The 13,720-nt window shown below is 38.2% G+C and carries 14 protein-coding genes; 1 reads left to right on the forward strand and 13 read right to left on the reverse strand.

Annotated features, from left to right (window positions below):
* From P9E47_RS08600 to P9E47_RS08615, 4 genes are all read right to left on the reverse strand, one after another.
* Window positions 1-464, reverse strand: a 464-nt coding sequence (locus P9E47_RS08600) for a TRAP transporter small permease (protein ID WP_326163162.1), incomplete at its 3' end; no start/stop codon positions are given.
* 111 nt (window positions 465-575) lie between these two features.
* A complete protein-coding gene (locus tag P9E47_RS08605; RefSeq protein ID WP_003329311.1) occupies window positions 576-1,622 on the reverse strand; it encodes a C4-dicarboxylate TRAP transporter substrate-binding protein in 1,047 nt (348 codons plus the stop codon).
* A gap of 78 nt (window positions 1,623-1,700) precedes the next feature.
* Window positions 1,701-2,876, reverse strand: coding sequence for a UxaA family hydrolase (locus tag P9E47_RS08610; RefSeq protein ID WP_003329310.1), 1,176 nt, complete (start codon window positions 2,874-2,876; stop codon window positions 1,701-1,703).
* Window positions 2,863-3,174 carry a UxaA family hydrolase gene (locus tag P9E47_RS08615; protein WP_326163163.1) on the reverse strand — a complete coding sequence of 104 codons (312 nt, stop codon included), beginning with the start codon at window positions 3,172-3,174 and terminating at the stop codon, window positions 2,863-2,865. Before P9E47_RS08615 ends, P9E47_RS08610 begins: the two co-directional genes overlap by 14 nt.
* A gap of 442 nt (window positions 3,175-3,616) precedes the next feature.
* Between P9E47_RS08615 and P9E47_RS08620 the strand changes: the two genes are divergently transcribed.
* Window positions 3,617-4,315 carry a FadR/GntR family transcriptional regulator gene (locus P9E47_RS08620; protein WP_003329308.1) on the forward strand — a complete coding sequence of 233 codons (699 nt, stop codon included), beginning with the start codon at window positions 3,617-3,619 and terminating at the stop codon, window positions 4,313-4,315.
* 49 nt (window positions 4,316-4,364) lie between these two features.
* On the opposite strand, the gene P9E47_RS08625 is transcribed toward P9E47_RS08620, so the two are convergent.
* The 9 genes from P9E47_RS08625 to hemC all read right to left on the reverse strand — a co-directional run bounded on the left by P9E47_RS08625 (window position 4,365) and on the right by hemC (window position 13,685).
* On the reverse strand, window positions 4,365-5,267 hold the full coding sequence (locus P9E47_RS08625; RefSeq protein WP_003329307.1) for a fumarylacetoacetate hydrolase family protein: 903 nt from the start codon (window positions 5,265-5,267) through the stop codon (window positions 4,365-4,367).
* 71 nt (window positions 5,268-5,338) lie between these two features.
* Window positions 5,339-6,109 carry an SDR family NAD(P)-dependent oxidoreductase gene (locus P9E47_RS08630; RefSeq protein WP_003329306.1) on the reverse strand — a complete coding sequence of 257 codons (771 nt, stop codon included), beginning with the start codon at window positions 6,107-6,109 and terminating at the stop codon, window positions 5,339-5,341.
* A gap of 143 nt (window positions 6,110-6,252) precedes the next feature.
* Window positions 6,253-7,722 (reverse strand): alpha-ketoglutaric semialdehyde dehydrogenase GucD, encoded by a 1,470-nt coding sequence (gene gucD / locus P9E47_RS08635; protein WP_326163166.1) that lies wholly within the window; start codon window positions 7,720-7,722, stop codon window positions 6,253-6,255.
* A 36-nt stretch (window positions 7,723-7,758) separates the two neighbouring features.
* A complete protein-coding gene (locus P9E47_RS08640) occupies window positions 7,759-8,658 on the reverse strand; it encodes a fumarylacetoacetate hydrolase family protein (RefSeq protein ID WP_003329304.1) in 900 nt (299 codons plus the stop codon).
* A gap of 93 nt (window positions 8,659-8,751) precedes the next feature.
* Complete coding sequence (locus tag P9E47_RS08645) at window positions 8,752-9,513, reverse strand: IclR family transcriptional regulator (protein ID WP_326163168.1); 762 nt, start codon at window positions 9,511-9,513, stop codon at window positions 8,752-8,754.
* A 154-nt stretch (window positions 9,514-9,667) separates the two neighbouring features.
* Complete coding sequence (hemL, locus tag P9E47_RS08650) at window positions 9,668-10,954, reverse strand: glutamate-1-semialdehyde 2,1-aminomutase (RefSeq protein WP_003329301.1); 1,287 nt, start codon at window positions 10,952-10,954, stop codon at window positions 9,668-9,670.
* A gap of 10 nt (window positions 10,955-10,964) precedes the next feature.
* A complete protein-coding gene (gene hemB / locus P9E47_RS08655; RefSeq protein WP_003329300.1) occupies window positions 10,965-11,948 on the reverse strand; it encodes a porphobilinogen synthase in 984 nt (327 codons plus the stop codon).
* A gap of 1 nt (window position 11,949) precedes the next feature.
* Entirely contained in the window at window positions 11,950-12,747 is a 798-nt protein-coding gene (locus tag P9E47_RS08660; RefSeq protein ID WP_003329299.1) for a uroporphyrinogen-III synthase, read from the reverse strand.
* On the reverse strand, window positions 12,747-13,685 hold the full coding sequence (hemC, locus tag P9E47_RS08665) for a hydroxymethylbilane synthase (protein WP_326163170.1): 939 nt from the start codon (window positions 13,683-13,685) through the stop codon (window positions 12,747-12,749). Before hemC ends, P9E47_RS08660 begins: the two co-directional genes overlap by 1 nt.
* Window positions 13,686-13,720 lie beyond the last annotated feature (35 nt).

Raw genomic sequence — 13,720 nt, forward strand, 5'->3', positions numbered from 1 at the left:
CCATTGTCAGATTTGAACGAGTGAATCAAATTGACTGTATAATGGATAGCGGTTAAAAACCCACCGACAGGAACAGCAATATCAATATATTGATAACTCAATCCCAAAACAGGCGTAATCTTAACTGCGGCCTGAGAAGTTAAATCCATTCCTAAATAAATGAAAACATAGATTAATACAAAATAAATGGCAATAGCTCCTATAACGTTAAATACATTGCGGATCGGTTTTGGCATCATCAGCATGAAATAGTCTACCCCAACGTGTCCGCCACGTTTCATTGCCGAGCTAATTCCAATGAAAACCATCCAAATAAATAATCCAAGCGTAACCTCTTCTGCCCAGCCTATTGGGCTGTGTAAAACAAAGCGAAAAATTACATTTATAATGGTAAAAAAGAGGACCCCTGAGAGAGCTATAACAGAAAAAACATCATCAAGTGGATAAAACCATTTTTTTAACATAGTGCACCTCCATATTGAAAAACAAATCTGTGATGTGAATTCAAAGAACCTAACACTGAATACAAAAAACGAGCTAAAAGCCCGTTTTTCGCAGCGTTTCCTAGCCTTTTTTTATTTTTGGCTTGCAACCAATTCTTGAATTCTATCATATAAACCAGGAGTCCAATTTGGGAACGCCTCATAAACCGGTTTAACCTTATCTTTAAATGGAGCAATATCTACTTCATGCACTTCAACGCCTTGAGATTGGAAATCAGCTAATACTTGTTCATTTTGTTCTTCAAGTACACCTCTAGCAAAATCCGCTGCCTCATTACCAGTTTCACGTAGAATTTGAACTACATCTTCAGGTAAGGATTGAATGAATTTAGCACCACCAACCCAAGAAGTAATAAACTTTTGATGGCCAGTTAATGCAAGATGCTTTGAAACCTCTTGTGCCTTTACTCCCGCAAGAACCGGTAGTGGATTTTCTGCCCCATCAATTAAGCCTTGTTGAAGGGATGTATATAAGTCACCAAGTGGAGTAGGTGTTGGTGTTGCTCCTAATGCTTCAAATGTTGCAATTGACATTTGATTGTTTGGAACACGAATTTTCATCCCTTTTAAATCCTCAGGTTTTAATACTGGATCATTCGTTAATAGATGACGCTCACCATATACTGTTTTAGTCACAACAATATCAAGGCCTTTTTCATTTAAGCTTGTATTTAATTCTTTAAACCAATCAGTAGTTGTTAAGTATAATAAATCATCAACACTGTCAGTTATATATGGGGCTGTCAAAATGCCTGCATCTGGAACATAGTCCATTAAGAAGTCATATCCAGCCATAACGATTACATTGTTACCCATTGTTGCCTGCTCTACAACATCCTTTTCAGAGCCTAGCTGTGAGCTTGGGTAAAGCTTCAATTCAATTTTCCCCCCACTTTTTTCTGCAGCTAGTTCCTTCCATTTGTTAGCAAGCTGGTCAATTGGCTCGCCAGGTTGATTTCCATAGGCGATATTGATAACCACCTTTTCATCCTTGGTGCCCTCAGCACCCCCTATTTTTTCAGCCGAAGACGTTTCTTTAGAATTGGAAGAACATGCTGCCATCATACCTACTAACATCACAACAAGAAAAACATTCAACCACTTTGAAAACTTTTTCATTGCATAACCCCTTTTCTTTTAAAATTTTTATAAAAAAATGGATAACGCTTTCAACAACTTTTTAGAGAATACCCTACATTAAAATGTAGGGCCAATTCTCCAAATACCAAAGTCATGTTGTTTTAGAATTTCAGCTTTAGTGAGCTTCCCTGAACTTACTAAAGCGATTTCATCGAAAATCCTTCGGCCTACATCTTGTACAGTTTCTTTGCCTTCGATGATTGTTCCAGCGTTTAAATCCATGTTTTCTTGCATTCTATCAAACATCATAGTGTTTGTAGCAATCTTAATGACAGGTGCAATTGGTGATCCAGTTGGTGTGCCCCTTCCACTTGTAAACAGAACTATCTGTGCACCACCGGCAACCATACCTGTTAGTTGCTCGATATCATGCCCTGGTGTGTCCATCCAAACTAAGCCTTTTTCTGTTGGTTCCTCAGCATAATCAATAAGCTCTTTTAATTCACTTTTTCCTGCCTTATTGGCAGCACCTAATGATTTTTCTTCCAAGGAACTTAACCCTCCCGCAATATTCCCTGGGCTTGGGTTACCAGTTCGAATATCTACGCCCATTAGAATGGAGCGATTTTCCATAGCCTGAATAACCTCGTAAACACGTTTTCTTACTTTGTCATTTGCTGCACGATTGGCAAGTAAGTGTTCCGCCCCAATTAATTCAGTCGTTTCTGCTAAAATAGATGTACCGCCTCTTTCAACGATCATATCACTGACAGCCCCAACAGCTGGATTCGCAGATAGTCCTGAACAAGCATCTGAGCCGCCACATTCAGTTCCGATAATTAATTCACTAAAGTCACACCATTCTCTCATCTGGGCTGATGCTTCTTGAACGAGCTGAGCTGCTTTCTTTGCTCCTTCCGCGATTGAAGTTAATGTGCCACCGTGTTCTTGAATAGATAGCACTTCCACACGCTTCCCTGACTTAGCAATCTCTCCTGCTACACTTCTTGCCTGATGTGTTTCGCATCCTAAACCAATTACAAGAACACCATACACATTTGGATTTTTCCCCATACCGACATAAGTTCTAAAAGTTTGCTCGTAATCTACACCGACTTGCGCACATCCATGTTGGTGAACAAATGATACAGTTCCGTGAACTAAATCAGTAATTCTTTGTGCCGTTTGCGTAGCACATGTAATTGTCGGCAAGATCAAAACGTGATTTCTTACACCAACTTTTCCATCCTTACGTCGATATCCTAAAAATTTACCTTCACTATTCGTTAGCAATCTTGTCACCTCTTCCTCTCGTACCTTCTAAATTATGAACATGTACATGTTCGCCTTCCTCAATATCTCGTACCGCCCTACCAATTACTTCCCCATACTTTAAAATGTCCTCTCCTTTTTTAATGGCATGTACTGCAAATTTATGACCAAAGGAGATTGTTTCTTTCATCGTAATCGTTTTTGAAATCTCGTCGGAAATGTTCACCGTTACCTCTACCCGTGACGGAATTTCCTTTAAAGCAACTGCTACACTGTCAGTTGGTTTCATAATGATTGTTGGATACTCATTTAGACTCATACTGTTCCTCCTCCCTATGTAATAAACTATAAAACTATGAATTATTGGTTTTATAGTAGTGTGGTAGTACCATTAATACGGTAGTATTGCAAACTTAAAAAAATTTATTAAATAACCCCTTTGTTCTACTAGAAAACTTCTGTTTGACATGAAGCGCTTTCAATACCTCTGTTGCTATTCAGGTTCTCTGGTAGTACCAGTACAAAAAAATCATATCATGTTATTTTTCTGTTTTCAACAAATTTTCTTATTTTTTTAATAATATTTTTTTATCATATTTTTTGATAAAATAAATTTGGTTTTTAACTAAACTGGTTTTATTGATTTGTTAACAAATATTTCATTTTATTATATATATTTTACACCTTAGCTGTGGTATTATGGTAGTACCAATTTCATTTAAAAGTTAAAACAGGGTTGATGGTAAAGGTGGTGATTCTTTTTGAAAATAAATCCTATTAAGCGAGTAACGGTAACGGAACAGGTTATGGAGCAAATGGCTTCGTGGATTACTTCAAATGCATTGAAGCCGGGTGATAAATTACCAAATGAACGTCTTTTAGCTGAGCAGTTTGGGGTTAATAGAGGCAGGGTAAGAGAATCATTGCGGGCACTTGCTCTTATTGGCCTTATTACAATAAAGCCTGGCGAGGGAAGTTTTGTAAGCGAAAGGGAAGCGTCAATTCCGGCTGAGACCATTTTGTGGATGTATCACAATGAAATTAGTAATCTTGATGAGATCTATGCTGCCAGGAAATTAATTGAATCTGAGGTCTATTTAGAGGCCGCGCAGCACATAACTGAAGAAGATCTAACTAAACTAGAGCAAATTATAGGCACTCTAAAGGAACTTAGCAAAGGAAAATACGAGATAGAGTTTCAACAACTGCTGGATGAATTTGATTTGCACCTAGGCTTTTGCAGCACGAATAATATTTATCGGAAGCTCATGCAAACGATCGTCCATCTTCGCCATGATTCCATGGTTAAAATCCTAAATATTCCGGGTGCGAAAAAAAATAGTATCGAATGGCGGACAAAGCTAATTAAAGCGATGAAAGAGCATGACCTTGATAAAGTAAGACAAGCCATTGAAAGCAACTTTATTAATGCCAAAAAACTATATGATCAACTGAATTAACAAAACAGGCTATGTTAAAATGCGATTTTAACATAGCCTGTTTTTTGCATTATTTAGTTTCCTGTTTTAATGTGTTTGTCAGCTTCCCAAGCTTGTCAATTTCAACAGTCACTACATCCCCATCTTTTAAGTAGTAATTCGCTCTTTCATCTTCTGGATAGCCAAGGGCAACACCTTCAGGAGTACCTGTTAAAATAATATCCCCTGGGTTTAATGTCATATAGTTTGAAATATAACTAACTAATTCATCACATTTAAATATCATGAATGATGTATTTGAATTTTGACGCACCTCACCGTTTACAATCGACTTAATTTGTAAATTATGTGGATCGCCAACTTCATCACTTGTTACTACATATGGACCAACCGGACAAAATCCATCAGGAGATTTACCTAATAACCATTGGACAGTACGAAATTGTAGGTCACGGGATGATAAGTCATTGCCATTACTATAGCCAAACACATAATCTAAAGCATTTTCTTTTGATACATTTTTTGCCTCTTTCCCAATTACAAGGACAAGTTCGGCTTCATAATCATTTTCGTTCGAATCATTAGGTAAATAAACAACCTGATTATGTCCTGATAAAGTATTGTTAAACTTACTAAACAGTAAAGGGTATTCAGGTAAGGCCATATTTGATTCCTCTGCATGCTCCTTATAGTTTACCCCCACGCAAATAATTTTTCCCGGATTTGGAACTGCTGGACCCATTGTAAGGCTTTCCTCTTCCAAAAACAAAGAGCTATTTTCCACTTCCAAGGCAGTTTTAACTAGGGAATCCAAAACACTTAGCCCATTTTCACTATTATTAATGACCTCTTCAATCGTCTTCGGAACTTCCTGATTATATGTATTGCCAGCCTTTTCAACGTTTAATACACCAAGGTCCGTCTTGATCCCTAATTTTAATTGGCCATCTTCTTTATAAGTTAATAATTTCATAGTAATCTCTAGCCTCCATTTTTAAATTTTATATTTCTAGTTAATAGTTTATTTAGTATTATATTAATTTATTAACTTGATTTTCCATTGACTACCCCACCATCAATCATAAATGGAGTTCCCATCATAAACTTAGATTCATCACTTGCTAAATACAATGCTGCATAGGCCACATCAATCGGTTTCCCAAGGTCACCGCTTAACTGTCTCTTTTTGATATTGGAAATAGCCGCTTCTGGGTCAGCTTCCCTTGATAGATAATCCTCGACAAATGGAGTGTAAATTGTACCAGGCATTAACGCATTTACCCTAATATTATATGGAGCATAATCTACCTGCATTGATTTCGTTAATGATAAAATAGCCCCTTTAGTTGCCGCATAGGATGCCCGGTCCGCTAAGCCCATCTCCGCTATACAAGAGGACATATTAATGATAGAGCCTTTCTTATTCTTCATCATTACCGGCACGACAGCTTTCGAAACTAAAAATACACCATTTACATTAACATCAAGGACCTTCTTCCAAGTATCCAAGCTAATAAGGTGCAGTTGACCAACACCGCTGATGCCTGCATTATTAAATAAAACATCAATTGTTCCATAGCTTTCAAGAATTGTCTCTACCATCTCATTAACACTAGCTTCATTTGTTACATCAACTTTTACAAAGATAGAGCTGCCATTTAGCTGCTCAATTTCATGAACAGTTTCTTTGCCGCCAACTTCATTTATATCAGCAACAACTACCTTTGCTCCTTCTTTCGCAAATAATAATGCTGTTTCTTTTCCAATTCCTGAACCAGCCCCAGTTATAAGAGCTACTTTGTCTAATAATCTCATAGTATTCCTCCATAACAAACACTATTTCCAGATAGGTACTCTGGTACTACCAGTACATCAAATCTACCATGTTTCTTCAGATAATTCAATTTATTTTTCTGTTAAAAAAACTCCCCAGATAGGAGAGCGCTATAAAGTTATTATTAAGATCCTTTAACAAACATAGTTTTGATTGCTGTGAAGAATTCAATCGCAGCTTGCCCTTGTTCTCTAGAATGTGAGCTTGATTGTTTCATACCACCAAATGGCGCTTGTAATTCTACCCCCGCACTTTCAGCGTTGATGCGGACCAGACCTGCATCCATATCGCTCATAAAGTCTAGCATTTTTTGAATATTTGTAGTAAACAATGATGCACTTAAGCCGAACTTCACATCATTTGCAACCTGGATAGCTTCCTCCATGGAATCCACTTTAATTAAAGCAAGAACTGGGCCGAAAATTTCTTCTTGAGCAATTGTCATATCATTTTTGACTTCATCAAATACGGTTGGCTCCACATAAAATCCGTTAGCTAATTCACCGTCTACAATACGATTGCCGCCAACAAGTAATTTTGCTCCTTCTTCCTTCCCTTTTTCAATATAAGAAAGAACAGTATTTAATTGACTTTCACTTGCACTTGGACCCATCCATACTCCATCTTCTAACGGGTTTCCGACTTTAATTTCTTTCACTTTTGACACTAATTTTTCTTTAAAAGTTTCATAGACATCTTTATGAACAATAACACGGCTTGTTGCCGTACATTTTTGACCAGTTGAGCGAAGTCCTCCGCTGATCGTTGCTTCAACAGCCAAATCTAAATCTGCATCTTCTGCCACGATTACCGGGTTTTTACCGCCCATTTCAAGCTGATATTTAGCACCACGAGATAATGCACCTAAACCTACTTGCTTACCTACTTCATCAGAACCGGTAAAGGTAATACCATTAACCTGTGGATGGTCAATAAGTCCTTGACCGATAACAGTGCCGCGTCCGGTTACGAAGTTAATGATCCCATTCGGAAATTTTGCGTCTGCAAAGCACTCGATAACTTTTGCAGCCGTAACAGCTGTTTCCTGAGCAGGTTTTAGTACAACAGCATTTCCATAAACTAATGCAGGAGCTATTTTCCAAATTGGAATCGCTACAGGGAAGTTCCACGGTGTAATTACCCCTACAACCCCTAAAGGAACACGTGAAGTAAACATCAATGCACCTGCGTCAGATGATGGAATCACATCCCCAACTTTTCTCATGCCTTCCCCGGCATAATAGCGTAAAATTGCCACCCCACGTGCAGTCTCACCTTTTGCCTCTGGTAATGTTTTACCCATTTCACGAGTCATTGTTTCTGCAATATCATCAATTCGAGCTTCTAGGATATCAGCCACTTTATAAAGATAACTTCCGCGTTCTGCCCCTGAAAGCTTTCTCCATGATTTTTGGGCAACACTAGCTGTCTCTACCGCTTTATTAAGATCTTCAATCGAAGATTTTTGAATATAGCCAACAATCTCATCACGATTGGCAGGACTAATACTTGCTTCCACTTCAGAATTTGTTGATTCCACCCATTCACCATTTATATAATTTAAAAATATTTTAACATCTGTTTTTAATACCATTTTTATATCCTCCTAGTTTATTATTTTAAAATGTACTTATTGGGCAACCTTTGCTACCTGTGTTTTCACGACATTTACTAATGTGCCAATTCCTGAAATCTCAATTTCAATTTTATCTCCATCCGCTAATGTAAATTCATTTGGCGGTACAATACATGTTCCTGTTAATAGGACTGTTCCAGGGAAAACAATATTGTCTCGCTTTAAGAAGCTAACAAGCTCATCCAAGCGGCGATGTAATTGGCCCGTAGTTGCCCTTCCTTCAAATAAAAGTTCCTCATCACGATATATTCTACAGATAATCTCAAATTTATAAGGGTCCTCTACAGCATCAGTTAGTAAAATTGCCGGACCTAATGAACAAGAACGGGCCCATATTTTAGCTTGTGGTAAATATAGTGGATTTTCTCCTTCAATATCACGGCAGCTTAAATCATTACCTACAGTGTAACCAAAAATCTCTCCATCACCTGTAAGGACAAGCCCAAGTTCTGGTTCTGGGATTTGCCAGTTAGAATCACTTCTTAAATAAAGATCTTTATTTGGCGCAATCGTCCGTTCCTTCGTAGACTTCAGGAACAACTCTGGTCTTTCGGCATCATACACCTTATCATAGAAAGTTGTCGCATCTAATTTACCATTTGTAGCTTCATAGTTGCGGGCTTCTTTGCTTTTTTGATAGGTTACCCCGCATGCCCAAACCTCAGGTGCTTCAATCGGCGTAAGAAGTTCTAATTCTTCTAAACTATCAGGGTATGGCAATGAATCCTTAATAATATTATTAATTAAATCAATAACCTTCGATTTATTTTGTTTTGCATGTTCAACAATATCTAAAACATTACTGACTGGAAGAGTGTAGATTTCATTTTGATCGGTCACTGCTGCAAGTAATGGCTTTTGTGTTTCCTTCTGTATAAATCGTATAATTCTCATATTTACCTCCATTTGTTTTATATTATAAAACCCAGTTTTGATAATTCTATATGAAAAAGCCTAATGGCTTTTAGCATCATGATTATTTTAGGGTTAATGTATTCCATACCCTAACTTTTTTGATATTATTCCGGCTTCTCTTTTTAATATTGAAATATGCTTTGACATTTCTTCGTCATTATATCTCATTACCGGACTTGAAATACTCATCGCGGCAACAACATCACCAGCGTAGTTTTGAATAGGAATAGCTACACAATTGACGCCTTGTTCATTTTCTTGATTATCGTGTGCATATCCTTGCTCGCGAACCTCTGCCAACTCTCGTAAATAGGCTTCTTTATCAGTAATTGTGTATTCGGTCCTTTTCTCGAAGTCATAATCGTCTAATAATGAATCAAGTTCTCCTGATGCTTTATAGGCAACTAAAGCTTTACCAACTGCGCTGCAATGGATAGGAATCCTTCGGCCAATTCTTGAATAAAGCGAACTGGTAGTTACTCCCTCGACCTTATCAATGTAAACGCCTTCTTTTCCATCAAGAATTACTAGATGAACAGTTTGCTGTGTTTCTTTTGAAATCGTATTTAAATGTGGTTTGGCAACGGTTGCAATATCAATCGTATGTACAACCAAGTTCCCTCTTTCGAACAGCTTCATTCCTAAGCGATATTTCCCGCTTTCTTGATCTTGCTCTATGTACCTGTGAGCTTGTAATGTTTTTAATAAAGAATGGACTGTGCTTTTGTGGAGATTCATTTTTTCACTAATCTCAGTGATTTTTAATTCTGTTTCATATTCATTAAATAAATCTAATATCTTTAATGCACGGTCCACTGATTGGATGATTGGCACTTGTGCTCCTCCGTTGTTTTATATTATAAAACTAGGTTTCTTAATATCAACTTTGAATTTATTATATTTAAATATAATTCAGAAGTCAACGAATGTTTGTAATTTTGTTCGATAAAAAACCTCCCCTTTTATTGTATTGGGGAGGTTCATCTCTTTATTTTAACTTTGCAAAAGACTCTTCTGCTGCTGCAATTGTCTTTTCGATATCTTCATCCGTATGTGCTGTAGAAAGGAAATAAGCTTCGAATTGAGATGGTGGTAAAAAGACACCTTGTTCAATCATTTCACGGTAATATTTTGCAAAAAGATCCAAATTAGAAGTTTTTGCTGTTTCAAAATTAACGACCTTCTCATTTGTGAAGAAGAAGCCCATCATAGCTCCAACGCTGTCACAATGATGTGGTATCTCATATTTTTCAGCCGCACGCTTTAATCCTTCTAATAAACGGTCAACCTTTTTATCGAATTCCGTATAGGTTTCAGGAGTTAAACGGGACAATGTTTCATAACCCGCTGTCATTGCAAGCGGATTTCCTGATAATGTACCAGCTTGATAAATTGGGCCAGCCGGGGCGATTTTGTTCATAATTTCAGCCTTGCCACCGAATGCTCCGACAGGCAGACCGCCACCGATCACTTTACCAAGAGTTGTTAAATCAGGTGTTACACCAAAATGTCCTTGGGCACAATGATAGCCAACACGGAAACCAGTCATTACTTCATCAAAAATTAATAACGCACCATGTTCAGTCGTGATCTCTCTTAATCCTTCTAAAAATCCTGGAAGCGGCTTAACGAAGCCCATATTTCCAGCTACTGGTTCAACAATGATAGCAGCGATATCTTTGCCATATTGTTCAAAAGCATGACGAACACTATCAAGGTCATTATAAGGAACAGTAATTGTATTTTTGGCAATCGATTCCGGTACTCCCGGGCTATCTGGAAGTCCTAATGTCGCCACTCCTGATCCTGCTTTAATTAATAAAGAATCGCCGTGTCCATGGTAGCAGCCTTCAAATTTCATAATGATATTTCGGCCTGTAAAACCACGGGCTAAACGAAGGGCACTCATCGTTGCCTCTGTACCGGAGTTGACCATACGAATAACTTCAATCGAAGGCACTCTTTCAATGACAAGCTGAGCTACCTTTGTCTCTAGCTCAGTTGGAGCACCAAAGCTAGTACCGTTTTCAGTCACTTTTTTTAATGCCTCTATAACCTCGTCATGGGCATGGCCAAGAATTAAAGGTCCCCATGAAAGGACATAGTCAATATATTCGTTTCCATCAATATCATATAATTTGGAGCCTTTCCCACGTTCCATGAAAATTGGTTCCATGTTCACCGATTTAAATGCTCGAACAGGACTGTTAACGCCGCCGGGCATTATGCGTATAGCTTCACTATAGGCTGCTTTTGATTTTTCAAAGCTTCTCATATGATCACCCCTATTTCTCTTCGTTTAACCATGCTGCAACATCTTTTGCAAAATATGTAATAATAAGATCTGCTCCTGCACGCTTCATACTTGTAAGCAATTCGAGTACAATTCTCTTCTCATCTACCCAGCCATTCAAGGCTGCTGCTTTTACCATGGCATATTCACCACTTACATTATAAGCGACCATCGGTGCATTAAAACGGTCTTTCACTTCACGCATAACATCTAAATAGGACAGAGCCGGCTTAACCATTAAGAAATCTGCCCCTTCTTCAATATCGGACTGTGCCTCACGTAATGCTTCCAAGCGATTGGCCGGGTCCATTTGATACGATTTACGGTCACCAAATTGTGGTGTGCTTCCAGCTGCATCACGGAATGGTCCATAAAATGCTGAAGCATATTTCACTGCGTATGACATAATGGGAATATGATCAAAACCTGCTTCATCTAAGCCCTTACGAATAGCTGCTACAAATCCGTCCATCATATTGGATGGTGCAATGATATCTGCTCCAGCTTTAGCCTGGCTTATGGCCGTTTTTGCCAAAAGCTTCAAGGATGGGTCATTAAGAACTTCTCCATTTTCGATTACACCACAATGACCATGATCGGTAAATTCACATAGGCATGTATCTGCAATCACAATAAGTTCTGGAAACTTTTCTTTTACTTGTCTTGTTGCTTCTTGCACGATACCATGATTGTGGTAGGCACCTGTTCCAACATCATCTTTTTCAGCTGGAATGCCAAATAAAATAACCGATGGGATGCCAAGAGCTACAACTGATTGTACTTCTTCATCAAGATGATCCAATGATAGCTGAAAAACGCCGGGCATTGATGGAACTTCGTTTTTAACATTCGATCCTTCAATAACAAAAATAGGATAAATAAGATCTTCTTTTCTTACATAAGTTTCCCGAACCATGGAACGTATTCTTTCATTGGTCCGTAAACGGCGGTGACGTTTGAAATTTAGTTCATTCATCTTAATTCCTCCTGCCTATACTTTCAATAATAGCATCTAATAACCCCGCAACAGTAAATTCAGTCGCCACAACTTGCGGAGTAATACCTGCCTCAATCGCAGTTTTTTCTGTAATTGGTCCAATACAAGCTATTTGGATATGTTCGAGCCATTTCCGCCAGCCTGTAGTTTCTTTTAGAAGCTCTACAAAGTTTGTTACTGTACTTGAACTCGTAAATGTAATGATATCCACAGAACGGCTTTCTAATAAATGAATTAGGTCTGCCTGCTTCTCCATATTTAATACATTTTCATAAAGTATGAGATCATCAACTTTAATCCCCAATTCGCCTAGCTTCTCAGGCAATAATGATCTTCCAAGATTTCCTCTAGCTAATAAAATAGTATCGCTTTTATCCACTCTTTCTATCAGCTTTTCAAATAAATCTTCAGCAACAAAATCGTCTGGCACTAGGTCTGCCAAAAAACCTTTTTGTTCCAAAGCCTGAAGCGTTTTCTTGCCAACAACAGCTATTTTCGGTCTGTCAGTTTCAGAAAAAGTTATATTATAAGTGTCTAGAAAGTCAAAAAAATATTGAACACCATTTATACTCGTTAATACGAGCCAGCTGTATGTATGAATCTTCAGCAACGTTTTTTCAATGATATCGGTATTTTTGGGAGATTGTATTTTAATTAAGGGGATCTCAATCGCAATCCCCCCCTGTTCCTCGATCTGTTTAGAAAAGGATTCTGCTTGTTCTTTCGCACGTGTTACTAAAATTCGCTTTCCCTGAAGGTAGCTGCCTGCCTGCGGCATTACAGTTCATTCTCCTCTTTCACTTGATCAATAATGGCCTTTGCGCCTTTTTCAATTAAACGGCGTGCTGCTTCTTCTCCAAGGGTAACTGCATCAGTACCTACTAATTCTTCTTTTATAATCGTTTTTCCATCTGGAGAGCCGACAAGTGCGATTAATTTAATCTGATTATCTGCCGTCACTTCAGCAAAGCCGGCGATCGGTACTTGACAACCGCCTTCCATTTTATTCAAGAACACCCGCTCAGCCTCAACAGCCCTAGCTGTATTTTCGTCTTGAAGCTTATGTAAAAGATCTAACAATTCAGCATCATCTTCACGGCATTCTATTGCTAGTGCCCCTTGTCCAACTGCTGGAACACTAATATCAACATCGATAAACTCTGTTACTGTGTCTTCGGACCAACCCATTCGAATAAGTCCAGCTGCAGCTAAGATGATCGCATCAAAACCTTCCCCGGGATCCTCAAGCTTCGCTAAACGTGTATCAATATTTCCACGGATCCATTTAATATTTAAATCCGGACGATAGGCAAGAAGCTGAGCACCCCTTCTTAAACTGCTCGTTCCAACTACCGCACCTTTGGGTAAATCCTTTAATTTGATATGCCCCTTAGAAATAAAAGCATCGCGGTGATCTTTACGAAGAGGGATACAACCAATTGTAAAGCCCGGAGGTAAAACAGCAGGCATATCCTTCATACTATGAACGGCCATATCAATTTCTTTATCTAGCATGGCCTGCTCAATTTCTTTAACAAAAAGACCTTTGCCGCCTACCTTTGAGAGGGTAACGTCTAATATTTTGTCGCCTTTTGTTACGATTTTTTTTACTTCAAATTCAAACGGAAGCCCTAAACCTTTCAATTGTTCGATAAACCAGTTTGTCTGTGTTAATGCCAACTTGCTAGTCCTGGAACCTACAATGATTTTTCTCATTATGTAAAATAACCTCCATCTATATCTGCATCTTC

Origin of the sequence: Schinkia azotoformans (assembly GCF_035811335.1) — a bacterium.
GTDB classification, from domain to species: domain Bacteria; phylum Bacillota; class Bacilli; order Bacillales; family Bacillaceae_J; genus Schinkia; species Schinkia azotoformans.

Excerpts from the sequence above, each read along its gene's own strand:
- P9E47_RS08630 (WP_003329306.1), bottom strand. The coding sequence starts at position 6,109 with ATGAGATTATTAGACAAAGTAGCTCTTATAACTGGGGCTGGTTCAGGA.
- P9E47_RS08615 (WP_326163163.1), bottom strand. The coding sequence starts at position 3,174 with ATGAGTCTAAATGAGTATCCAACAATCATTATGAAACCAACTGACAGT.
- hemB (WP_003329300.1), bottom strand. The coding sequence starts at position 11,948 with ATGAATGAACTAAATTTCAAACGTCACCGCCGTTTACGGACCAATGAA.
- gucD (WP_326163166.1), bottom strand. The coding sequence starts at position 7,722 with ATGGTATTAAAAACAGATGTTAAAATATTTTTAAATTATATAAATGGT.
- P9E47_RS08640 (WP_003329304.1), bottom strand. The coding sequence starts at position 8,658 with ATGAGAATTATACGATTTATACAGAAGGAAACACAAAAGCCATTACTT.
- P9E47_RS08605 (WP_003329311.1), bottom strand. The coding sequence starts at position 1,622 with ATGAAAAAGTTTTCAAAGTGGTTGAATGTTTTTCTTGTTGTGATGTTA.
- hemC (WP_326163170.1), bottom strand. The coding sequence starts at position 13,685 with ATGAGAAAAATCATTGTAGGTTCCAGGACTAGCAAGTTGGCATTAACA.
- P9E47_RS08660 (WP_003329299.1), bottom strand. The coding sequence starts at position 12,747 with ATGCCGCAGGCAGGCAGCTACCTTCAGGGAAAGCGAATTTTAGTAACA.
- P9E47_RS08625 (WP_003329307.1), bottom strand. The coding sequence starts at position 5,267 with ATGAAATTATTAACTTATAAAGAAGATGGCCAATTAAAATTAGGGATC.
- hemL (WP_003329301.1), bottom strand. The coding sequence starts at position 10,954 with ATGAGAAGCTTTGAAAAATCAAAAGCAGCCTATAGTGAAGCTATACGC.